The organism is Bradyrhizobium sp. MOS001 (assembly GCF_004634465.1).
Lineage (GTDB): Bacteria > Pseudomonadota > Alphaproteobacteria > Rhizobiales > Xanthobacteraceae > Bradyrhizobium > Bradyrhizobium barranii.
In genome coordinates this window covers 14,326-36,536 of record NZ_SPVJ01000034.1, presented here as the reverse complement: position 1 = coordinate 36,536, position 22,211 = coordinate 14,326, and the positions used below count along the sequence as shown (strand labels likewise).

Genomic DNA, 22,211 nt, shown 5'->3' with positions numbered 1-22,211 from the left:
GGAAAAGTGCGCAGCGGTTTTCCGAAAAGATCATGCTCAAGCGACGAGGCGGCGTAAGGCGTCGTGAAGTCGCTCAGGTCGTCAGCACGGTCTCGGTGTGCTCGACCTCCGGGGGCGAAGCAAAGTACTGACCGACGAGGCCGCGCCATTCGGTGAAATTCTCCGAGCCGCGGAAATCGACGGTGTGGTTCTCCAGCGTCGCCCACTTCACCATCAGCCGGTAGCGCTGCGGCTTCTCGATCGACTTGTGCAGCTCGAAGCCGTGAAAGCCCTTCGAACCGCCGAAGGCGGCCTTGGCCTTGGCGACGGCCGCCTCAAAGTCCTTCTCGCTGCCCGGCTTGACGTCGATTTGCGCGATCTCGGTGATCATCGGTTTCCACCCTGTTTGTTTAATGGGTGTGTCTACCGTAGACCGCAACGAAGAAAAAGGCACCGAATCGGCGCCCTGACCGGTCAAAAATGCGTGCTCTCAGGCCAACAGCAGAGCGGTGCCTGCCACGATGAGCGCGCAACCGATGAACAGCGCGAGCGGCCAGTAGCTACGGCTTTGCGTGTAGCGCCCCTGCGCGCGGCGCTCGGTGATCAGCGCGCGCTCGTATTCATCCGCGGTGGAGAACACGCAGGCGAAGCCGCCGCGTGCCGAGGCCGCAGCGGCTTCGAGCGACATCAGGGCAGCCTGCGGGTTCTGTCGACGGATCGATTCCATGACCGCAATGGTAGGGATCGAATGGTAAACAGCGGATTACCGAAGGCGCCTCTTGAGGCGCCTCTTGGCTTCAGGCGGTGGCCGGACGCGCCTGCGGCGCACCAACCCGCGCCGCGCTCTGGCGACGCCAGTTCTCCAGCGACAGCGGCAGCTCCTCCGCCGCCTCGACGCGGTTACGACCGCCGCGCTTGGCCTGGTAGAGCGCTGTGTCGGCCGAGGCCAGCAACACCTCGAGCTCGGTGCCGGCCGGACCGCCGGCAACGCCGATGCTGACGGTGGTGTCGACCGGGCCCTCATCGACCACGACGCCGGAGGTCTCGAACGCCTCGCGCACGCGCTCGGCAACCAGCACGCCCTCCTCCAGCGAACACGGCAGCAGGGCGGCGAACTCCTCGCCGCCGATGCGGCCCGACATGTCGGTCATGCGCAGGTTGCTGACGACGACGGTCGAGAACAGCTTCAGCATCTCGTCGCCGGCAGGATGGCCGAAGCGGTCGTTGATCGACTTGAAATGATCGATGTCGAAGATCATCACGGTCACGGGACGGCCGGCCTTGGCTTCGCGCTCGATCACGCGCCCGCAGGCTTCCGAGAAGCCGCGGCGGTTGAGCATGCCGGTCAGGGGATCGGTGGACGCGGCGGTCCGGTGCGCAGTCACCGTGCGCTCCGACACCAGCATGAAGATCACGAACACGGTGCCGACGGCATAAAGGATGAGCTCGACCGCAAACACGGTGACCCAGATGCTGCTGGAGAAGCCGGCATCGTTCGGACGCAGGAAGCTGCCGAGCACGATCGGCAGCATCAGCACGCAGCCGTGCATCACCGGCACCACGAAGGCCGGCCAGCGCCGTTGCAGGCTCTTGCGCCGCTCAACCCAGAGCTCGCTCGCCGTCAGTGCCGCATAGACCGAGACGATGCCGGCGCCGACGATCATGCGCAGCATGGACGCGGCGGGATCAAGCAGCGTCACGGCGGCGGCCCAGGCCAGCGCGCCGACAAGGAGACCCGGCCAATTCGGCTTGCGGCCGTGGAAGACGCGCGCCGCATTCCACACCATGCCGCAGGCGACGAAGCCGACTGCGTTCAGCGCAAGGTAAAGATGCGGGCCGAGCTTGTCGCCGGCCGCGGTCCATAGCGCGACGGACGCTGCGCCGAGGAGATACGCGGTGCCCCACCATTTCAGCGCGGGGCTGTTCTCCTGCTTGCCGAAAAACACCATCATGGCGCCGAGCAGTGCGGCAACCATGGTGGCGACCAAATAGAGCGTGATGCTATCGAGCGACATCATGTCGGCCCCCTTCTAGACATAGCAAGTTACGCGATCGGCCCAGCCGACTTGCGCGCCCTTCCAGATGCGACGCTATGTCCCGCGAGTTCCATTCAGGTTTTCACGCGAGGCCAAGTTTTCGGGAAACACGTCATCAATTTGCATACAAACGAACAACAAAAAGGGCGCTGAAATCAGCGCCCTTTTGCATCTCATTGAAGCCGCTTTCGCGGCGAATGTGACCGAAGCGATTAACGCTTCGAGAACTGGAAGGACCGGCGGGCCTTGGCCTTGCCGTACTTCTTGCGCTCGACCACGCGGGAGTCGCGGGTCAGGAAGCCGCCCTTCTTGAGCACGGTACGCAGCTCCGGCTCGAAATAGGTGAGCGCCTTGGAGATGCCGTGACGGACGGCACCGGCCTGGCCGGACAGACCACCGCCGGCAACCGTGCAGATCACGTCGTACTGGCCGGAACGCGCGGCCACCGAGAACGGCTGCTCGATCATCATGCGCAGCACGGGACGGGCGAAATAGACCTCGACCTCGCGCGAATTGACCGTGACCTTGCCGGCGCCCGGCTTGATCCAGACGCGGGCGACCGCGTCCTTGCGCTTGCCGGTGGCGTAGGCGCGGTTGAACTTGTCGACCTTCTTCTCGTGCTTGGGCGCGTCGGGCGCGGCCGCCGTCTTGAGCTGCGAGAGCTGGTCGAGCGACTGGATGGATTCGGCCATGTTATGCGGCCCTCGTGTTCTTGCGGTTCAACTTGGCGATGTCGATCTTCTCGGGCGTCTGGGCCTCGTGAGGATGATCGGCGCCGCCATAGACGCGGAGGTTGCCCATCTGGACGCGACCGAGCGGACCACGCGGGATCATGCGCTCGACGGCCTTCTCGAGCACGCGCTCGGGATGCTTGCCCTCGAGGATCTGGCGCGCGGTGCGCTCCTTGACGTGGCCGACGTAACCGGTGTGCTTGTAATAGGTCTTCTGCTCGCGCTTGCGACCGGTGAGGACCGCATGCTGCGCGTTGATGATGATGACGTTGTCGCCGCAATCAACGTGCGGGGTGTAGGTCGGGAGGTGTTTGCCGCGCAGGCGCATGGCGACGATGGTTGCGAGACGGCCGACGACCAGACCCTTGGCGTCGATCAGTACCCACTTCTTCGTCACCTCAGCCGGCTTTGCCGAAAAGGTTTTCATATCGGAGTTTCCGTGGACGGGAGATATCGGCGCGAACACCGCGCCGGACTGGGCGGTTTTCTAGAGAAGAGACGCGCAACGGTCAATGCCCCATAGCGGGAATTACAATAGCAAAATCAATATCTTAAAATTATGGTACTATATTACCTGCGAAAAGCTCAAACATTTGGAATGGAATAGGTCGAGGTGACATGGGCAATGGGATCGGGCGACGTGCCGGACAGCAGCTTCACCTCGCCGACCGCCAGGCGCTTGCCGAGCTTGAGCAGCCGCGCTTCCGCGAGCACGTCCTGTCCCGGTAGCCCCTTACGCAGGAAGTTGATGTTGAGATTGGTGGTGACCGCGAGCCCGATCGGCCCGATCGCGGACAGCAGCACCACGTACATCGCGAAATCCGCCAGTGCCATCAGCGTCGGGCCGGACACGGTTCCACCCGGCCGCAGCATCCTTTCGCTGTAGCGCTGGCGCAAAAGGCAGGTCTGGCCGTCGGCGCTCTCGATCGTGATGTCATCGCCGCTGAAGGCCTGGGGAAACTCGTCACGGAGAAACTGCTCGACCTCCGCCACGCTCATTTTCGCTAACGCCATGCTTCGCCTCACCCTCGCTTCGCATCCCCTGTTACATTAAGTTATCTGCGTCATCCAATTGCAAGAATCCAACCGGGAACGCTTCGATGTCCGCCCAGGCCGCCCGCGCCCCCTCCCCGCAACCGTCGAGCCTGCTGCGCGAGACCATAGGCCCCATCGCGGTCCTGACGCTGAACCGTCCGGCCGCGCGCAACAGCCTGTCGCAGGCGATGATCGCAAGCCTGCATGCCGAGCTCAATGAGATCCGCGACGACAAGGCGGTCCGCGGCGTGGTGATCGCCGCCAACGGCCCCGCCTTCTCCGCCGGCCACGACATGAAGGAGCTGACCGCGCGCCGCACTGACCCGGATCGCGGCCGCGCCTTCTTTGCCGAGATGATGACCGCCTGCAGCGCGATGATGCAGGCGGTCGTGCATTTGCCGAAGCCCGTGGTCGCGGCCGTCCAGGGCATTGCGACCGCGGCCGGCTGCCAGCTCGTGGCAAGCTGCGATCTCGCGATCGCCTCGGAAGCGGCGAGCTTCGCCACGCCGGGCGTCGATATCGGCCTGTTCTGCTCCACGCCGATGGTGGCGCTGTCGCGGAACGTGCCGCGCAAGCAGGCGATGGAAATGCTGCTGACCGGCGAGCCGATCGCGGCCACGCGCGCCCGCGAGATCGGGCTCATCAACCGCGTGGTCGCGGCCGGCACCGAGCGCGAGGCCGCAATTGCCCTCGCCGAACAGGTCGCGCTGAAGTCGGCCTACACCGTCAAGCTCGGCAAGGAGGCGTTCTATCGCCAGGCCGAGATGAGCCTTGCGGACGCCTATCGCTATGCGGCAGAGGTGATGACCGAGAACATGATGGCGCGCGACGCCGAGGAAGGCATCGGCGCGTTCATCGAGAAGCGCACGCCGACATGGCGGGATGAATAGTCAACTCCTCATCCTGAGGAGCCGCGGAACGCGGCGTCTCGAAGGATGGAGGCCCGACTGTGGCCTCATGGTTCGAGACGCGCGGGCCGCGCTCCTCACCATGAGGGTCAGAGAAAGAAAAAGATGAACCACGACGCCTATCCCGACAATTACATCCGCGGCATCCTCAACAGCGTGAAGTCGATCGCGATGGTCGGCGCCTCGCCCGTCAATGTGCGGCCGAGCTATTTTGCGTTCAAATATCTGGCGCAGCGCGGCTATGACATGATCCCGGTCAATCCCGGCCATGTCGGCAAGGATCTGCTCGGAAAGCCGTTTGTCGCCTCGCTCTCCGACATCGGCCGCCCCGTCGACATGATCGACATCTTTCGCAACTCCAGCCACATCATGCCGGTGGTCGAAGAAGCGCTCACGCTCGATCCGCTGCCGAAGGTGATCTGGATGCAGCTTGGCGCGCGCGAAGACGCAGCCGCGGCGAAGGCCGAGGCCGCCGGGATCAAGGTCGTGATGAACCGCTGCCCCAAGATCGAATATGGCCGCTTGTCGTCCGAGATTTCCTGGATGGGCGTCAATTCACGCACGCTGAGCTCCAAACGGCCGCCGGCGCCGACGCAAGGCATGCAGCTATCCCTCAATCGGATGAGTGTCGGCGGCGGCGACACCGCAGCTTCCGATCGCGCTGCAAAGAACAAGACCGAGCAAAGCTGACGCAATAAACTTCCGTTGCGCGAACGTGACAATCGTAGCGCCGTGATGTGAAGCGGCGCCTTGACGGCGGGCGCGTCGCCGATCAGCATGCCGCGCGATTTCAGATCACAAGAACAGGACGCCCTCAATGAGCGATCGCCTTCCGGGATTTTCAACCCTCGCCGTGCATGCCGGTGCACAACCCGATCCCACCACCGGTGCGCGCGCGACCCCGATTTATCAAACCACCTCTTTCGTCTTCAACGACGCCGACCACGCCGCCTCGCTGTTCGGCCTGCAGGCATTCGGCAACATCTATACCCGCATCGGCAATCCCACCAACGCGGTGCTGGAAGAGCGTGTTGCCGCACTCGAAGGCGGCACCGCCGCGCTTGCGGTCGCCTCGGGCCACGCCGCACAGGTCGTGGTGCTGCAGCAATTGCTCCAGCCCGGCGACGAATTCATCGCCGCGCGCAAGCTCTATGGCGGCTCGATCAACCAGTTCTCGCATGCGTTCAAGAGCTTCGGCTGGAACGTGGTGTGGGCGGATTCCGATGACATCGCAAGCTTCGAGCGCGCGGTGACGCCGCGCACGAAGGCCATCTTCATCGAGTCCATTGCCAATCCCGGCGGCAGCATCACCGACATCGAGGCGATCTCGACGGTGGCGCGCAAGGCGGGCGTGCCGCTGATCGTCGACAACACGCTGGCCTCGCCCTACCTGATCCGCCCGATCGACCATGGCGCCGACATCGTCGTGCACTCGCTGACGAAATTCCTGGGCGGCCACGGCAATTCGCTCGGCGGCATCATCGTCGACGCCGGCACGTTCGACTGGTCCAGGGGCGGCAAATATCCGATGCTGTCGGAGCCGCGGCCCGAATATCACGGCATCCGCCTCCAGGAGACCTTTGGCAATTTCGCTTTCGCGATCGCCTGCCGCGTGCTGGGCCTGCGCGATCTCGGACCCGCGCTGTCGCCGTTCAACGCCTTCATGATCCTGACCGGCATCGAGACGCTGCCGCTGCGGATGCAGAAGCACTGCGACAACGCCAAGGCCGTTGCAGAATTCCTCGCCGGCCATCCGGCGGTGGCCTCGGTGAGCTATGCGGGCTTGGCAAGCGACAAGTACAACCAGCTTGCACGCAAATACGCGCCGAAGGGCGCAGGCGCCGTGTTCACCTTCAGCCTGAAGGGCGGCTATGACGCCGGCGTCAGCCTGGTGTCGAAGCTGCAGCTGTTCTCGCACTTGGCCAACGTCGGCGACACCCGCTCGCTGGTCATCCACCCGGCCTCGACGACGCACAGCCAGCTCGACGACGCCGCCAAGGTGAAGTCCGGCGCCGGCCCCGACGTGGTGCGGCTCTCGATCGGCATCGAAGACAAGGAAGATCTGATCGCCGATCTGGAGCAGGCGCTGGGGGCGTAGCTTTCCTGGTCATTCCGGGGCGTTGCCTCGCCCCGGAATGACAGCCCGCGTTAACAGTCATTAACCATATCTACCGCATACATCGTCCTTGGATCGCCCCTTTGATTCGGAGCCGACGATGCTGCGCTGGATGGTGCCTGCCCTTGCCGCCATGCTGACGGTCTCAGCTGCCGTTGCCGCCGATCTGCCGGCCACAGCGAGACGGCGCGCTGCCGTGCCGCCGCAGGACCCGCCACAGGTCTATGTCGAGACCGATCCGGATGCGCTGATCTCGCCGGCCTATGGCATCGGCAGCTACATCCGCAACCTGCCGGGCACGCCGCTCCTGCCCGGCTCCAGCACCTTGCCGGGCTATTATGGCCGGCCCTGGAGCTACGATTATCAGGGCCCGTACTACGGCGGACCACAGGTCGGCTATTTCTGGCGCCTGCCCTACGCGTGCGGCGTCTACGGCTATTGCTGACCTGATCAGCCGGCCTGACCGACCGGAACCGCGCGCGGCTGCGCCTGTGCAGATTGTCGCGAGGCCAGCCGCTCCACCTGCATCACTGCAAGCGTGAGCACCACGATCGCAACCGCTTGGTGCGAAAGCGCGAGATCGATCGGCACCTGGTTGAGCAGCGTGAGGATGCCGAGCACCGCCTGCAGGCCCACCGCGCCCAGCAGCAACAGCGCGCCGCTCGCAGCTCGGCCCGCGCTTGAACGCACCGCATCGAATGCGTGCAGCGCCGCCAGCACGAACAGCGCATAGGCCGTCATGCGGTGCTCGAACTGCACCGTCAGCACGTTGTCGAACATGTTGCGCCACCACGGCGTCTCGAACCAGAGCCGGTCGCCTGCGGGAATGAACGCGCCGTCGATCTGCGGCCAGGTGTTGTAGGCACGCCCGGCGCGCAGACCCGCGACCAGCGCGCCGAAATAGATCTGGACGAAGGTCACGATGAGTAGCAGCACGCTCGTGAATCTCAGCCGCGCGGGCGCAACGATCTGCGGACGCTCGGCGAGCCGCCGCACCGTCCAGACGATGCCGGCAAAGATCAGCAGCGCGAGCATCAGATGCGTCGCGAGCCGATATTGCGAAACCTCGACCCGTTCCGTGAGACCCGAGGCCACCATCCACCAGCCGACGGCGCCCTGGAGTCCGCCAAGCGCGAACAGCAGCCACAGCCGCCGTTTCAACTCGCCCGACAGGCCGCCGCGCCACAGGAAGAACAGGAACGGCAAGAGATAGGCAACGCCGATGAAGCGGCCGAGAAAGCGGTGGCTCCATTCCCACCAATAGATCTCCTTGAACTCGGACAGGCTCATGCCGGCGTTGAGCTCGCGGTATTGCGGGATCTTCTTGTAGGCCTCGAAGGCCTCGGTCCACTGCGCCTCCGACAGCGGCGGCACGCTGCCCGTGACCGGCTTCCATTCGACGATCGAGAGGCCGGATTCCGTCAGCCGCGTCGCGCCGCCGACCAGCACCATCAGCGCGATGAGGGCGGCCACGGAAATCAACCACCAGCGCACGGCGCGATGCGGGTTGGTCGGAGCGAAAATCGTCGTCATTTCAGGGACAAAACCAAGCCTTGTTGCAAAGAGACTTGAACCGGACTGCGTGCCCCTTATAGTCCCCCGCTCCCGCAGCGCAAGTTACGCGAAGGCCGCAGCATTCCGCCATGACGATCCGCACCCGCAAGTTCCTCGGCGCCATCCTGCTCCTGGTGCTGGCCACTGTCTGGGCCCTGCTCGGCATGGCGCTGGCGCAGATGCCGTGGATCGCCGAGTCCGGCTGGCGGCAGGCGATCTACTACGTGGTGGTCGGCATGGGCTGGGTGCTGCCGGCGATGCCGATCGTGAGTTGGATGCAGCGGCCGGATCGCGTCAAATCTTAATTCGTAACGCTGCCGGTCGGTTTCACCGGCGCGAAGGCAACACCGGACACCAGCACGCGCAGCATGCGCAGTGATTGTATCCGGCCGTCCCAGGAAATCCGCGGCAGTGCGTGCAGATTGGTGCGCCCCTCCGCGTCCACGATGCCAGAGATGGTCGAGACGGCGCTGGCAAAGCCGGCCTCTTCCGCCATGACGACGTGGCTGCGCCGGAAAGACGAGCGATCGCCGAACGGAAAGGCCAGATGCCTGATATCGCGGTCGAAGGCCGCTTCCGCGACCGCCTTGCCCATCGTCATCTCGCGCAACGCGGCGGCGTCCTTCATGTTCGCGAGAACGGGATAGTTCACCGTCGCGCTGCCGACCGTGACCAGCGGATCCGCCGCAAGCTTTACCAGATCCTCCCAATCCATCGAGGCTTCGCGCGTGAGCGCAGCGAGGTCGATCCGGTAGCGCGTGCAGAGATCGGCGATCGCGGCCGACAAATCCGCCGGCGGCAACGAGCGCAGCCAGCTCTCGACGAACGAAAACAGCGCCTGCTTCTCGGCGTTGCCCGTGACGGTGAAACGTTGCTCTTTCTCGCCCATCATCAGGTTGATGCGGCTCTCGCGCGCGATCATCCGCTCGAGCCCGAGCCACCAGCCCTCGCCGACTCCATCGGGAAACGCGGTGGGCACATAGATCGTGAACGGCACGGCGTGGCGCGCCAGCACCGGATAGGCGAAGCTGATGAGGTCCTTGTTGGCGCCGTCGAAGGTCAGCGCCACGAAGCGCCGATTCTGCGGCAGCGTCACCGCGCGGCGGCAGACATCGTCCATGCCGAGGAAGTCATACCCCCACCGCTTCAGCGCATGAATGGCGCGATCGAGGAATTGCGGACTGATTTCGCTTTCACGCAGCGGCTGAAACGCGCCGCGCCGCCGCGGCCGCACGTGTTGAAAGCGCAGGATCGCGCCGGCGCCGCGGCTGCGCAGCACAGCCTGACCGGTGAACCAGGCCAGCTCAAGCCGCAACCGCTCCAGCCATCTGTCGTCGGATGCCAATATCCCACCTTCGCGTTCGCCTGATTGTCATTACCCTTTGTTGACATTTCTTTGCAAAGGTCGGCCACAGGCCGAAATACGCAAATTTTTCGTTTCTCGACAGGTTTCGTGAATGACCATGGCTGCGGCGATGCAAAGCCGGACGGCAGAATCGCCAGCGCGGTCGAAAGCGAGCCGTATCGCGCATGTCGATATCGTCACCGATCTGGCCGAGGCAGAGACGGTCTGGCGCGCGCTCGAGGAGAGCGGCCACCTCTTCACGCCCTACCAGCGCTTCGACCTGCTCGGCCCATGGCAACGGCTGGTCGGCAGCCACGAAGGCGCCAGTCCCTTCATCGTCATTGCCCGCGACGCCGAGCGCCAGCCGCTCCTGCTGCTGCCGCTCTCGCTGCGGCAAGGCCACGGCGTGCGCACGGCCTGCTTCATGGGCGGCAAGCACACCACCTTCAACATGGGCCTGTGGAACGCCGAGTTCGCCGCCGAGGTCACCATCGCCGATCTCGACGCGCTGCTTGCGCCGCTGCGCGAGCATGCCGACGTGCTCGCGCTGACGCAGCAGCCGCTGCGCTGGCACGACCAGCACAACCCGTTCGCGCAACTGCCGCGGCAGAGTGCGATCAACGGCTGCCCTCTCCTGGCGATGGAGCCGGGCGGGCCGCCCGCATCGCGGATCAGCAACTCCTTTCGCCGCCGCCTCAAGAGCAAGGAAAAGAAGCTCCAGGCGCTTGCCGGCTATCGTTATCACCTCGCCACTACGGATGCGGACGTCACCCGCCTGCTCGACTGGTTCTTCAGGGTCAAGCCGGCGCGGATGGCCGAACAGAAACTGCCCAACGTCTTTGCCGAGCCCGGCGTCGAAGCGTTCATCCGCAGCGCGTGCCTGTCTGCGCGCGGCGAAGGCCGCGTCATCGACATCCATGCGCTCGAGTGCGACGACGAGGTGATCGCGATCTTCGCCGGCGTCGCCGACGGCCAGCGCTTCTCGATGATGTTCAACACCTACACGATGTCCGAGCACGCCCGCTACAGCCCCGGGCTGATCCTGATGCGCTACATCATCGACCGCTACGCCGAACGCGGCTACCGCTCGCTCGATCTCGGCATCGGCTCGGACGATTACAAGCGCATGTTCTGCAAGGACGACGACGACATTTTCGACAGCTTCGTGCCCCTGACCGCGCGCGGAAAACTCGCGGCGATGGCGATGTCCTCGCTGAGCCACGGCAAACGGCTGGTGAAGCAGAACCAGGTGTTGTTCGATCTGGCGCGGCGGCTGCGGCAGACGTTCGGGTAGGCGTCACAGCCTCTGGTCTCGTAGGGTGGGCAAAGCGAAGCGTGCCCACCACGTCTCCCGCAGTCGTTGAAAGGTGGTGGGCACGGCGCAAATGCGCCTTTGCCCACCCTACGATTCCGAGTTCGTGGAGAAAGCCCCCTCACCCGGCTTCGCTTTCGCGAAGCCACCCTCTCCCGCAGGGGCAGAGGGTGAGAATTACGCCGCCACCACACGCGGCGTTTCCACAGCGTCCGACGGCTGCACCGGCCTGCTCAGCATCGTCACCTCGCTGAAACCGACCGCCTTCAGCTGCTCGCACATCAGCGTGCGGGCGTCCGGCGCCATCGACGCGTCGGGCACCACGACGGCGCGGGCATGCGCCGTCAAGAGTTCCGCTGGGAGGTCCGAGGCGCTGCCGGCGTCCACCAGCACGTGGTCGTAGGCGCGGAGCAGCGCATCGATCGCGAGCGTCACCCGTGGCGATTGCAGCAGGCTGCGGTCGAAGCCGGGACGGCCGGCCATAACCAGGTGCAACCGCGAGAGCTTGTCCCGGGTGATGATCTGCGCGAACGAGGCCTCGCCCTGCATCAGCTCGGCGAGGCCGGGAGCCGAAGCATCGACGGACACCGCGGCGATGGTCGGCGAGGATGCGGCGAGATCGACCACAACGACGCGCGCCTCGCGCGCCAGGTGCCGGGCCAGCGTCAGCGTCGACAGCGTGATGGCTTCGCCGGCCGCGGTGCCGAGCACCGTGACCTTCTTCGCCGCCGGTCCCGCAGCGCGCAGGTTGTCGGCGAGATGCTCGATCTCGGCGAATTCAGTGACGTCGGCATCGGCCGTCATCTCGGGCTGAAGCGGCGTAAGGTCTTCCACAACCGGATCGAGCATCGGCTCGGCCACCGACGGGACGACCGGCTGGACCACCGGCTCTTGGCGCACCGGCGCCTGCGTCTGCGCCGGCGTGAACACCGCCACCGCGCGTGGCGCGGTCTGGCGCAGCAGCTCGCCGGTGACGACGACGCCGGACGAGAGCAGCAGCGTCGCGATCGTCGCAATCAGCACGATCGGCAGCTTCTTCGGATAGGCCGGCGTATTCGAGACGATGGCGCGCGAGATGATGCGGCCTTCCGCCGGCGCGGTATCGATGCTTTCGCGGGTGCTGGCCTCGCGATACTTCCCAAGATACGTCTCGAGCAGGTCGCGCTGCGCCTTGGCTTCGCGCTCGAGCGCGCGGAGCTGGACGTCCTGACCGTTGGTCGAGGTCGCCTGCTTCTTGAGCTGGTCGAGGCTCGCCGTCAGGCCGTCGACCCGGCCACCGGCGATCCGCGCATCGCTTTCGAGCGAGCGCGAGATCTTGGCCGCTTCGTCGCGAATTTGGTTGTCGAGGTCGCCGAGCTGCGCCTTCAGCTCCTTGATCCGCGGGTGATTGCCGAGCAGCGTGGACGATTGTTCGGCAAGCTGCGCCCGCAACGTCACCCGCTGCTCGGACAGCCGCCGCATCAGTTCGGAATTCACCACCTCGGACGCTTCGATCGGCTTGCCGCTCTGGAGCATCTCTTTGATCAGCCGCGCCCTGGATTCAGCATCCGCCCTCATCGAGCGCGCGTTGTTGAGCTGGGTATTGACCTCGCCCATCTGCTGGTTCGAGAGCGTGGTGTTGTTGGTGCCGACGAACAGCGACGATTTGGAACGGAAGTCCTCGACCTTGGCTTCGGCGTCGGAGACTTTCTTGCGCAGATTTTCGATTTCGCCCGAAAGCCACTGGCTGGCGCTGCGGGCCTGATCCTGGCGCGCATTCTGCTGGAGCACGAGATAGCCGTCGGCGATCGAATTGGCGACGCGCGCGGCAAGGTCAGGATCGGCGGACTGGAATTCGACCACGATCACGCGCGACTTGTCGACGGCGTAGGCCTGGAGCCGCTCGTAATAGGCATCCAGCACCCGCTCTTCCGGCGTCATCGAAAACGGATCGCGACCGATGCCGATCATCGCTGCGAGCGACTTCAGCGGCGAAATGCCTTGTAGCACCGGATCGAATTCGGGGCGCTCCGCGAGCTTGTTCTTTTTGATGATCTCGCGCGCGAGATCGCGCGACAGCACGAGCTGCACCTGGCTGGTCACCGCCTCGGGATCGAGCGACTGCCGCTCTTCGGTGCTGCGGTCGCTGCTCGGCCGCAAGAACACGTTCTCGCGGCCGTCGATCAGGATGCGGGATTCCGACTTGTAACGCGGAGTGACGAGATTGACGGCGGCGATCGACGCGACGAGCGCGAGCACCGTCGGCACGATGATCCAGCCGCGCTTGCGGGCGAGCACCGCGCCGAGCGCATGAAGATCGATATCGCCGGATTCGGCTTGTGCCTGCTTCGCAGCAACGGGCGCAGGCTCTGCTTCAATCTTTCGCGCGGCTTCGGTCGATTTGGCTTCGGCCTTGGGCTTCGAAATAGCCCGCTCGACCACCGCCTTGTCCTTGCCGGCACGCCAGAACGCTAAACGCATCGAACACTCCCACAGGGCAACGCTGCGACTCTACCTCAACCGGGGCGATTACACTCCATTAAGGTTGCTGCTGGGTTAATCGCGCCCTGCCGCGACCGGCGCGCACGGCGCCGACACCGTTTGTTAACCACGAGGGCTCTTAATCCATCTCGATATTTCGAGAATTGTTCGAGCATTCGCCGTCGAGCGCTGGTTCTGATCATGCCCCCCTCTCCCGACCGGCCGCTCCGCATCCTGCACGCCGTGCGCGCTCCCGTGGGCGGCATCTTCCGCCACATCCTCGATCTCGCCAACGGTCAGGTCGATCGCGGTCATCACGTCGGGATTCTCGCCGACAGCCTCACCGGCGGCGAGCGCGCGGACAAGGCGCTGGCCGAACTCGCGCCGCGGCTGAAGCTCGGCGTGCACCGGCTGGCGATCCGCCGCGAACCGTCGCCAGACGATTTTCTGGTGTGGCTGCGGATGCGGCGCCTGATCGCCGCGCTCAAACCCGACGTCACGCACGGCCACGGAGCCAAGGCCGGCGCCTTCGTCCGCATGCGGCGGCGATCCAACGACGCCATCCGCATCTACACCCCGCATGGCGGCTCGCTGCACTATCCCCTCAACACCTTCAAGGGCGAGTTTTACGCGCGGCTCGAACGCACGCTGATGGACGCGACGGACCTGTTCCTGTTCGAGAGCGCGTTTGCGCGCGATACCTATCAGCGCATCGTCGGCACACCCAAGGGCGTGGTGCATTGCGTCTTCAATGGCGTAACGCCGGAGGAGTTCGAACCTGTTAGCATCGCCGACGATGCCACCGATCTCGCTTATGTCGGCGAGTTCAGGCACATCAAGGGTGCGGATTTGCTCGTCGATGCGGTGGCGCGTCTGCACGAGGGTGGCAAGAAGGTCACGCTCACGCTCGGCGGCGACGGCGAGGAGACGGCGGCGCTGAAGGCGCAGGTCGAGAAGCTCGGCCTCTCCAACGCCATCCGCTTCATCGGTCACGTCAAGGCGCGCTACGGCTTCTCCAAGGGGCGCCTGCTGGTCGTGCCCTCGCGCGGCGATTCAATGCCGTACGTCGTGATCGAGGCTGGAGCTGCCGGCATTCCCATGATCGCGGCCCGCGTCGGCGGCATCCCCGAGATTTTTGGGCCCGAGAGCCCGGCGCTGTTCGCGGCGAGCAACGCCGAGGCCATGGCCGAAGCGATCGCGGCCGCGCTCGACGATCCGCAGGCGACCGCGCAGCGCGCATCCGCCCTGCGCGAGCGCATCTCCGCGCATTTCTCCCAGCAGGCGATGGTTGACGGCGTGCTCGCGGGTTATCGCGACGCATTTGCCAATCATTAACCATCCTTAAGACCGCTTTAGAGAATCTTCCGATTTGTCCGATAATCGACGTGCCAGGGGATGCTCGCCCGGGGCGCAACGCTGCGACCCGCGGGTTTTTTGGAATGGACGTGGACGCCCGTGGAACCGCTCAACGCACGCTCGATGCTCGACGCCGCGACAAGCGCGGCGACGAAGCCGGCTGACCAACCGTTTGTGGAGCGCCGTCGCCGGCTCTCGCCCGCCGCGCTCGACGTCGTCAACCAGAAGGTCGCCCGCGCCTATTCGCCGATCGTGATCACCGGCTTCGTCCGCCTGGCCGATTTCGCCCTGCTGAGCCTTGTCGGCATCGCGCTCTATGTCGGCTATGTCATGCCGCTCGCCGGTTCCTTCAGCTGGGTTTATCCCGCGCAGATCATCGCCGTCGCGGTCGCCGCCGTGGTCTGCTTCCAGGCCGCCGACATCTATCAGGTGCAGCTGTTCCGCGGTCAGCTCCGGCAGATGACGCGGATGATCTCGTCCTGGTCGTTCGTCTTCCTGCTGTTCATCGGCGTATCCTTCTTCGCCAAGTTCGGCAGCGAAATGTCGCGGCTGTGGCTTGCCGCCTTCTACTTCCTCGGGCTCGCCGCGCTCATCTCCCAACGTCTGGTGCTGCGCTCGCTGGTGCGCGCCTGGGCACGCCAGGGCCGGCTCGACCGCCGCACCATCGTCGTTGGCTCCGACAGCAACGGCGAGCAACTGGTCGAGGCGCTGAATGCCCAGGAGGATTCCGACATCCACGTGCTCGGCGTGTTCGACGACCGCAACGACAGTCGCGCGCTCGACACCTGCGCCGGCGCGCGCAAGCTCGGCAAGGTCGACGACATCGTCGAATTCGCCCGCCGCACCCGGGTCGATCTCGTGCTGTTCGCGCTGCCGATCTCGGCGGAGACGCGCATCCTGGAGATGTTGAAGAAGCTCTGGGTGCTGCCTGTCGACATCCGGCTCTCCGCGCACACCAACAAGCTGCGTTTCCGTCCCCGCTCCTATTCCTACCTCGGCGAGGTGCCGACGCTCGACGTGTTCGAGGCGCCGATCACCGACTGGGACCTGGTGATGAAGTGGCTGTTCGACCGCATCGTCGGCGGCCTCGCGCTGCTCGCAGCCCTGCCGGTGATGGGACTGGTGGCGCTGGCGGTGAAGCTCGACAGCCCCGGCCCGGCGCTGTTCCGTCAGAAGCGCTTCGGCTTCAACAACGAGCGTATCGACGTCTACAAATTCCGCTCGATGTACCACCATCAGGCCGACCCGACCGCCTCCAAGGTCGTGACCAAGAACGATCCGCGCGTCACCCGCGTCGGCCGCTTCATCCGCAAGACCAGCCTCGACGAGCTGCCGCAGCTCTTCAACGTGGTGTTCTCAGGCAATTTGTCCCTGGTCGGCCCGCGTCCGCATGCGGTGCAGGGCAAGCTCCAGAGCCGCCTTTTCGACGAAGCCGTCGACGGCTATTTCGCTCGTCACCGCGTCAAACCCGGCATCACCGGCTGGGCCCAGATCAACGGCTGGCGCGGCGAGATCGACAATGAAGAGAAGATCCAGAAGCGCGTCGAATTCGACCTCTACTACATCGAGAACTGGTCGGTGCTGTTCGACCTCGTCATTCTCCTGAAGACGCCGGTCTCGCTGCTGACCAAGAACGAGAACGCGTATTGAGTTGAGTTTCTCAGTCATGCCCCGGCTTGACCGGGGCATCCAGTACTCCGCAGCGCCTGCCGTCTTCTGCAACGCGCGCCGCGGAATACTGGATCGCCCGGTCAAGCCGGGCGATGACAGCTTGTTTGTGGCGTATAGCGTGAGCGTGTGATGGCGTATGCGGCAACAGCCGGGGAGATGAATGCAGCGGTTCGCGCTGCGCCCGGCGTGCTGGCCATCCAGCGCGCGCTGGTGTGGCTGGCCGGCGCCTCCGGCGCCATCGTCTTCATCGAGCCGAGCCCCTATGAGATCGTGACGCTGCTGGCCGCCGTCACCTTCTTCGCGACCGGCCTGCGCCTGCGGCTCGTGCTGATGCCGCTGATCCTGATGCTGGTCCTGCTCAATATCGGCTACACGATCAGCGCGGTCCCGCTGTTCGAGCAATCCGAGGTGGCGAGCTGGATCGCGACGTCCTGGTACATGGCGGTCACCGTCGTGTTCTTCGCGATGGTCACTTCGGAGGACACCGCGGCCCGGCTCGACATGCTCCGCCGCGGCCTCGTGGTCGGCGCGATGGTCGCCTCGCTGTCGGCGGTCGCCGGCTACTTCCATCTGGTTCCCGGCGGAGACGATCTCCTCACCCTCTACGGGCGCGCACGCGGCACGTTCAAGGACCCGAACGTGCTCGGCGCCTTCCTGATCCTGCCGGCGCTGTTCGCGCTCCAGAGCGTGGTCTCCGATAAGTTTGCCAAGGCGTTCCGCAACGTCATCGCTTTCGGCATCATGTCGCTGGCGATCCTGCTCGCGTTCTCCCGGGCCGCCTGGGGCGGACTGGTGCTGACCTCCGCCTTCATGCTGGCGCTGATGGTGCTGACCAGCCGCACCAACGCGCAGCGCTCGCGCATCGTCGTCATGGCGATCGTTGCCGCGGTGCTGGGCCTCGCGCTGATCGCGGTGCTGCTGTCATTCGATTCCACCGCCGAGATGTTCAAGCAGCGCGCAAGCTTCGACCAGAGCTATGACGAAGGCCGCTTCGGCCGGTTCGGCCGGCACATCCTCGGCGCGGAGATGGCGCTCGACCTGCCGTTCGGCATCGGCCCCCTGCAATTCCACCGCTACTTCCCCGAGGACACCCACAACTCCTACCTCAACGCCTTCATGTCCGGCGGCTGGCTCTCCGGCGTGTGCTATCCCGCGCTAGTCTTCACCACCGTGATCATGGGTATCAGGCACATCTTCGTCCGTGTGCCCTGGCAGCGCGCTTATCTCGCGATCTTCTCCGCCTTCGTCGGCACCGTCGGCGAGAGCTTCGTGATCGACACCGACCACTGGCGGCACTTCTGGATGATGCTGGGCGCGATGTGGGGCATGATCGCGGCTGCGCAGGCTTACAAGATCAAGTCTCGCGACGAAGCTTCTTCAGTTTGAGATCGGGCCGCTTTTCCGGCGGCGTATCGAGCAGTCCCTTCAGCGCCTCGGTTGCCGCGAGCACGCCCTTGTAGCCCTCGGTCGCGAAGCGCAGCAGCAGGCGCAGCTCTTCGTCGGAATAGGCGCCGAACACCTTCTCCATCGCCTGCTGCATCGGCACGTAGAGCTGGCCGATCTTCATCGCCGTCTCAGGCACGACGGAAATGAAGACCTTGCGGCGGTCTTGCTCGTCCCGTTCGCGGCGCACCAGTCCGGCCTTCTCGAGCCGGTCGACCACGCCGGTGATGGCGCCCGTCGTCAGCCCCGTGACCTCGGCAAGCCGGCCCGCGGTAACGCGGCCCTCGAGATAGAGGATGTCCATGCATTCGAGGTCGGAATTGGCAATTCCGGCAACGTTCGCAACCGTTTGGCCATAGAGCACACCCTGCGCGGACGACCGCCGCATCGCTTCCTCGAGCTCCTGCAACAGCGCCGCGCGCGCCTTCGTCCTTGACAAGGCTGACCTCATATCTTAGTCGATATATATCTTAGCTACTAAGAGATTTAGCAGCCGTAATTTCTCCTAGCACCACGGAAACGTCGGGAGCAAGCCATGTCCAACCGTCCCCGCAAGGCCCTGATCATCGGCGCCGGTATCGCCGGGCCCGTCACCGCGATCCTGCTGCGCCGCGCTGGCATCGAATCCGCAATCTACGAAGCCTGGCCCTATTCGAAGGGCATCGGCGGCGGCCTCCAGATCGCACCGAACGGCATGCATGTGCTGGACGAGATCGGGCTCGCGAACGAGTTGATCAGCCGCGGCTCGATCGCGGAATCCTTCGATTTCTATTCGCAGAGCGGCGAACGGCTCGGTTCGATCAACCGCGACATGGCGCGGCGCTTCGGCCAGCCGGCCGTCAATGTCTGCCGCGCCACGCTGAACGAAATCCTGATCGACAAGGCCTGGTGCGCCTGCGTCTCGCTCTATTTCGAGAAGCGCCTGATCAAGATCGAGGACCGCGGCGACCAGCCGATCATCGCCTACTTCTCCGATGGCACCACGGCCGAAGGCGACTTCCTGATCGGCGCCGACGGCGTGCACTCGATCGTGCGTCGCCAGGTCGTGCCGGACGGTCCGCAACCGTTCGACACCGGACTGATCGGGTTCGGCGGCTTCGTGCCGCACGCCGTCCTCGATGGCAGGCCGATCGGCCGGCACGTCGAGACCACCTTCGGCAAGAGCGGGTTCTTCGGCTATGGCTATTGCAGCCCGGATCCGAACGACGGCGTGATGTGGTGGAGCACGCAGCCCGCGCACGGCATGGACGCGGCGATGTTCCGCGCGCTCGACCACGCGACGCTGAAACAGCATCTGCGCGGCTTCCATCACGGCTGGCACGATCCGATCCCCGACATCATCGACGCGGCCGAGAACATCGTGGTCACCGACACGCTCGACGTCGCGACCTTGCCGACATGGTCGCGCAAGCGCTCGCTGCTGATCGGCGATGCCGCGCATGCGACCAGCCCCCACGCGGGCCAGGGCGCTTCGCTCGCGCTCGAGGATGCGATGCGGCTCGCGCGGCTGATGCAGGAGGGCCAGGAGCTCGGCGCCACCTTCCAGGCCTTCGAGGCCGAACGGCGGCCGCGCACGGAAAAGATCGTCGCGATGGCCCGCCGCAACGGCAACAGCAAGCGCGAGTTCAGCGCCACCGGCGCATGGGTCCGCAATCAGATGATGAAATGGCTGTTGCCGCTGGGCTCGAAGAGCATGGAATTCATGTACGCGTATGATGCGCGGGCGGCGTAGCGGCAATCTCACTGTCATCGCCCGCGAAGGCGGGCGATCCAATACGCCGCGGCCTCTCGATTCAACAACACTGTCTCTGGAATACTGGGTCGCCCGGTGAAGCCGGGCGACGACACCGTCATTTAGGCACGCAAAAGCGCCTACCCCTCCACCTCGAACCTCAGCCCTGCATTCTCCCGCAGCCGCTTGATCAGCTTGTGCTGCATCGCTGCCCCCGGGGTCCACAGACCGGCCGGGACATCAGGCGTGTCGCGCAGCAGGCAAACCGCGCATTCGGAAACCATCTTCGCCGTTGAGGCATAGCCGGGATCGAGATCGCCCTTCACCGCCGCGCGAACCTGACGGCCGTCGGGCGCGATCGCGACATAGAGCACGTCGTAATGACCGCTGTCGCGCTCTTCCTTCGACGGCCCCTCGCCGGGCTTGAGCGCTTTGGGGCCGGTCTTTTCGCTATTGGCGGCCATGACGAGCTTCGCGTTGGCCTGCCCTTCGTCCCCCGTCCCCGTCAGCACCATCTCGTCGTAGACGAAATCCCGGCCATACGGGAATCCCATCAGCATGTTGGAGCGATGGACGTTGCGCGTGTTCAGCGTCGCCATAGCAAACGGGGCGGACCAGGATTGCAGGTCTTCCTCGAAAACGGGCTTGTTGCCGCGCGGCTGTTTCGGCCCCTCGAAGCCGGGCGTGAACGCGAAGGGGTCCTTGAGGATCGACACCAGGCTGAGATCCTGCGCGACTGCTTCGAAGGTGACCCTCGCGCTCGCCGAGGTGCCGCCGGAGAACTTCCAACTGAGGTCGCGGACGCGCCCCTTGACGCGCGGCGCCGGCGCTCCGAACACGCGACGGGCTTCCTCCTGCACGAAGAACGCACCGAGCTCGAACGGGATGGAATCGAAGCCGCAGGAGAACATGATGCGCGCGCCGCTCGCCTTCGCCGCCGCGTCATGCCTGTCGATCATCTGCTTCAGCCAGATCGGCTCGCCGCAGAGATCCATGTAGTCGGTGCCCGACGCGACGCAGGCGGCGAGCAGATCGGAACCATAAAGCTGGTAGGGACCGACCGTTGTGACCACCAGCTTCGCCTGATCGACCATCGCGCGCAACGACGCAGGATCGGCTGCGTCCGCCACGATCAGCGGCGTGTCAGCGGGTGCGCTGATCGCATCGCGAACGGAGGCGAGCTTGTCCCTGCTGCGCCCGGCCATCGCCCATGTCGGCGCGCCGTCACCGGCGTAGCTTGCAGCGAGATATTCGGCGACGAGCTGGCCGGTGTATCCCGTTGCGCCGTAGACGACGATGTCGAACTTCGCGGACACGGATCACGCTTCCTTGGGAGCCGTGGACCTTACGCTTCCACTCCGAACGTCAGCCCAGCATTGTCCCGCAGGCGCTTGATCAGCTTGTGCTGCATCGCCGCGCCCGGCGTCCAGAATCCGGCCGGGACGTCTGTCACATCGCGCAACAGGCACATCGCGCATTCGGAGATCATCTTCGAGGTCGAGCCGTAGCCGGGATCGCGGTCGCCGGTGACGCCGGCGCGAACCATGCGGCCGTCGGGCGCGATCGCGACATAGAGCAGGTCGAAGCGGCCGTTCTCCCGCTCTTCCTTCGACGGCCCCTCGCCCGGCTTCGGCGCGTTCGGACCGGTCTTCTCGGCGTTGGCTGCCACCACGCGCTGCGCGTTGGCTTCGCCCTTCTCGCCGGGACCCGTCAGAACCATCTCGTCGTAGACGAAGTCCTGGCCGTAGGGAAAGCCCATCAGCATGTTGGAGCGATGGACGTTGCGCGTGTTGATCAGTGCCATCATGAACGGCGCGGCCCAGGATTGCAGATCCTCCTCGAGCAGCGACCTGTTGCCCTTCGGCTGCTTCGGGCCGGTGAAGCCCGGCGTCAACGCGAACGGATCGTTCAGGATCGCGATCAGGCTGATGTCCTTGGCGACCGCATCGAAGGTCGCCTTCGCGCTCGCCGCGGTGCCGCCCGACAGCGTGCCGCGCATGTCGCGCACGCGGCCTTTCACACGCGAGGCCGGAGCGCCGAACACGCGTTTGGCCTCTTCCTGCACGACAAACGCACCGAGCTCGAACGGCACGGAATCGAAACCGCATGAGAACACGATACGCGCGCCGCTCTCTTTGGCGGCCGCCTCGTACTTGTCGATCATCTGTCGCATCCAGATCGGTTCGCCGCAGAGATCGAAATAATCGGTGCCGGTGGCGACGCAGGCCGCGAGCAGTTCCTCGCCATAGAGCTGATACGGGCCGACGGTGGTAATCACCGACATCGTCTGCTCCGCCATCGCCTTCAGCGAGGCCGCGTCCGACGCATCCGCGACAATCAGCGGCGTATTCCCGGGCGCGCCGATCGCGTCGCGTACCGACTTGAGCTTGCCGAGGCTACGGCCTGCCATCGCCCATTTGAGCGCGTGGTCGCCCTTGTAATGCTGAGTCAGATATTCGGCGACGAGCTGGCCGGTGAAACCGGTCGCACCGTAGACGACGATGTCGAATTTCGCTGAGCTCATGGTCGACCT

The 22,211-nt window shown here is 65.0% G+C and carries 22 protein-coding genes; 10 read left to right on the top strand and 12 right to left on the bottom strand.

Annotated elements, in window-relative coordinates:
• Positions 1–73 precede the first annotated feature (73 nt).
• The 6 genes from CT676_RS30580 to CT676_RS30555 all read right to left on the bottom strand — a co-directional run bounded on the left by CT676_RS30580 (position 74) and on the right by CT676_RS30555 (position 3,760).
• A complete protein-coding gene (locus CT676_RS30580; RefSeq protein WP_028155908.1) occupies positions 74–370 on the bottom strand; it encodes an antibiotic biosynthesis monooxygenase family protein in 297 nt (98 codons plus the stop codon).
• A gap of 99 nt (positions 371–469) precedes the next feature.
• Positions 470–706 carry a hypothetical protein gene (locus CT676_RS30575; protein WP_028149020.1) on the bottom strand — a complete coding sequence of 79 codons (237 nt, stop codon included), beginning with the start codon at positions 704–706 and terminating at the stop codon, positions 470–472.
• Between the two features lie 70 nt (positions 707–776).
• Complete coding sequence (locus CT676_RS30570; RefSeq protein WP_135215988.1) at positions 777–1,997, bottom strand: GGDEF domain-containing protein; 1,221 nt, start codon at positions 1,995–1,997, stop codon at positions 777–779.
• Between the two features lie 230 nt (positions 1,998–2,227).
• Entirely contained in the window at positions 2,228–2,707 is a 480-nt protein-coding gene (gene rpsI, locus CT676_RS30565) for a 30S ribosomal protein S9 (protein WP_007611021.1), read from the bottom strand.
• Position 2,708: 1 nt separating this feature from the next.
• Positions 2,709–3,173, bottom strand: coding sequence for a 50S ribosomal protein L13 (rplM, locus tag CT676_RS30560; protein WP_008137961.1), 465 nt, complete (start codon positions 3,171–3,173; stop codon positions 2,709–2,711).
• Between the two features lie 158 nt (positions 3,174–3,331).
• Positions 3,332–3,760 carry a PaaI family thioesterase gene (locus CT676_RS30555; protein ID WP_135215987.1) on the bottom strand — a complete coding sequence of 143 codons (429 nt, stop codon included), beginning with the start codon at positions 3,758–3,760 and terminating at the stop codon, positions 3,332–3,334.
• An 86-nt stretch (positions 3,761–3,846) separates the two neighbouring features.
• On the opposite strand from CT676_RS30555, the gene CT676_RS30550 reads away from it, so the two are divergent.
• The 4 genes from CT676_RS30550 (at position 3,847) to CT676_RS30535 (ending at position 7,250) form a co-directional block, all read left to right on the top strand.
• Positions 3,847–4,671, top strand: a complete 825-nt coding sequence (locus tag CT676_RS30550) for an enoyl-CoA hydratase (protein ID WP_135215986.1) — start codon at positions 3,847–3,849, stop codon at positions 4,669–4,671.
• A 123-nt stretch (positions 4,672–4,794) separates the two neighbouring features.
• A complete protein-coding gene (locus tag CT676_RS30545) occupies positions 4,795–5,379 on the top strand; it encodes a CoA-binding protein (protein WP_135215985.1) in 585 nt (194 codons plus the stop codon).
• A 127-nt stretch (positions 5,380–5,506) separates the two neighbouring features.
• Positions 5,507–6,787 carry an O-acetylhomoserine aminocarboxypropyltransferase gene (locus tag CT676_RS30540; protein WP_135215984.1) on the top strand — a complete coding sequence of 427 codons (1,281 nt, stop codon included), beginning with the start codon at positions 5,507–5,509 and terminating at the stop codon, positions 6,785–6,787.
• A gap of 118 nt (positions 6,788–6,905) precedes the next feature.
• Complete coding sequence (locus CT676_RS30535) at positions 6,906–7,250, top strand: hypothetical protein (RefSeq protein WP_063982941.1); 345 nt, start codon at positions 6,906–6,908, stop codon at positions 7,248–7,250.
• Between the two features lie 5 nt (positions 7,251–7,255).
• Here the strand turns inward: CT676_RS30535 and CT676_RS30530 are convergent, their stop codons facing one another.
• Complete coding sequence (locus CT676_RS30530; RefSeq protein WP_135215983.1) at positions 7,256–8,338, bottom strand: COX15/CtaA family protein; 1,083 nt, start codon at positions 8,336–8,338, stop codon at positions 7,256–7,258.
• Positions 8,339–8,448: 110 nt separating this feature from the next.
• On the opposite strand from CT676_RS30530, the gene CT676_RS30525 reads away from it, so the two are divergent.
• Positions 8,449–8,664, top strand: coding sequence for a DUF2842 domain-containing protein (locus tag CT676_RS30525; protein ID WP_014494810.1), 216 nt, complete (start codon positions 8,449–8,451; stop codon positions 8,662–8,664).
• Here the strand turns inward: CT676_RS30525 and CT676_RS30520 are convergent.
• Positions 8,661–9,704, bottom strand: a complete 1,044-nt coding sequence (locus CT676_RS30520; RefSeq protein WP_135215982.1) for a polysaccharide deacetylase family protein — start codon at positions 9,702–9,704, stop codon at positions 8,661–8,663. The genes CT676_RS30525 and CT676_RS30520 overlap by 4 nt on opposite strands.
• 112 nt (positions 9,705–9,816) lie before the next feature.
• Between CT676_RS30520 and CT676_RS30515 the strand changes: the two genes are divergently transcribed.
• Positions 9,817–10,998 carry a GNAT family N-acetyltransferase gene (locus CT676_RS30515; RefSeq protein WP_135215981.1) on the top strand — a complete coding sequence of 394 codons (1,182 nt, stop codon included), beginning with the start codon at positions 9,817–9,819 and terminating at the stop codon, positions 10,996–10,998.
• Positions 10,999–11,193: 195 nt separating this feature from the next.
• Here CT676_RS30515 and CT676_RS30510 read toward each other — a convergent pair whose 3' ends face one another.
• On the bottom strand, positions 11,194–13,476 hold the full coding sequence (locus tag CT676_RS30510; RefSeq protein WP_135215980.1) for an exopolysaccharide transport family protein: 2,283 nt from the start codon (positions 13,474–13,476) through the stop codon (positions 11,194–11,196).
• A 201-nt stretch (positions 13,477–13,677) separates the two neighbouring features.
• Between CT676_RS30510 and CT676_RS30505 the strand changes: the two genes are divergently transcribed.
• The 3 genes from CT676_RS30505 to CT676_RS30495 all read left to right on the top strand — a co-directional run bounded on the left by CT676_RS30505 (position 13,678) and on the right by CT676_RS30495 (position 17,889).
• On the top strand, positions 13,678–14,811 hold the full coding sequence (locus CT676_RS30505) for a glycosyltransferase family 4 protein (RefSeq protein WP_135215979.1): 1,134 nt from the start codon (positions 13,678–13,680) through the stop codon (positions 14,809–14,811).
• A gap of 120 nt (positions 14,812–14,931) precedes the next feature.
• A complete protein-coding gene (locus CT676_RS30500; RefSeq protein ID WP_167768209.1) occupies positions 14,932–16,482 on the top strand; it encodes an undecaprenyl-phosphate glucose phosphotransferase in 1,551 nt (516 codons plus the stop codon).
• Between the two features lie 150 nt (positions 16,483–16,632).
• Positions 16,633–17,889, top strand: a complete 1,257-nt coding sequence (locus CT676_RS30495; protein ID WP_167768208.1) for an O-antigen ligase family protein — start codon at positions 16,633–16,635, stop codon at positions 17,887–17,889.
• Here CT676_RS30495 and CT676_RS30490 read toward each other — a convergent pair.
• Complete coding sequence (locus CT676_RS30490) at positions 17,858–18,334, bottom strand: MarR family transcriptional regulator (protein WP_166105847.1); 477 nt, start codon at positions 18,332–18,334, stop codon at positions 17,858–17,860. The two genes, CT676_RS30495 and CT676_RS30490, sit on opposite strands and share 32 nt — an antisense overlap.
• 147 nt (positions 18,335–18,481) lie before the next feature.
• Between CT676_RS30490 and CT676_RS30485 the strand changes: the two genes are divergently transcribed.
• On the top strand, positions 18,482–19,678 hold the full coding sequence (locus tag CT676_RS30485; RefSeq protein ID WP_135215975.1) for an FAD-dependent monooxygenase: 1,197 nt from the start codon (positions 18,482–18,484) through the stop codon (positions 19,676–19,678).
• 140 nt (positions 19,679–19,818) lie between these two features.
• On the opposite strand, the gene CT676_RS30480 is transcribed toward CT676_RS30485, so the two are convergent.
• The gene (locus tag CT676_RS30480; RefSeq protein ID WP_135215974.1) at positions 19,819–20,994 is read right to left on the bottom strand and encodes a saccharopine dehydrogenase NADP-binding domain-containing protein; all 1,176 of its coding nucleotides are present in this window, start codon (positions 20,992–20,994) and stop codon (positions 19,819–19,821) included.
• Between the two features lie 29 nt (positions 20,995–21,023).
• Complete coding sequence (locus CT676_RS30475; RefSeq protein WP_135215973.1) at positions 21,024–22,202, bottom strand: saccharopine dehydrogenase NADP-binding domain-containing protein; 1,179 nt, start codon at positions 22,200–22,202, stop codon at positions 21,024–21,026.
• Positions 22,203–22,211 lie beyond the last annotated feature (9 nt).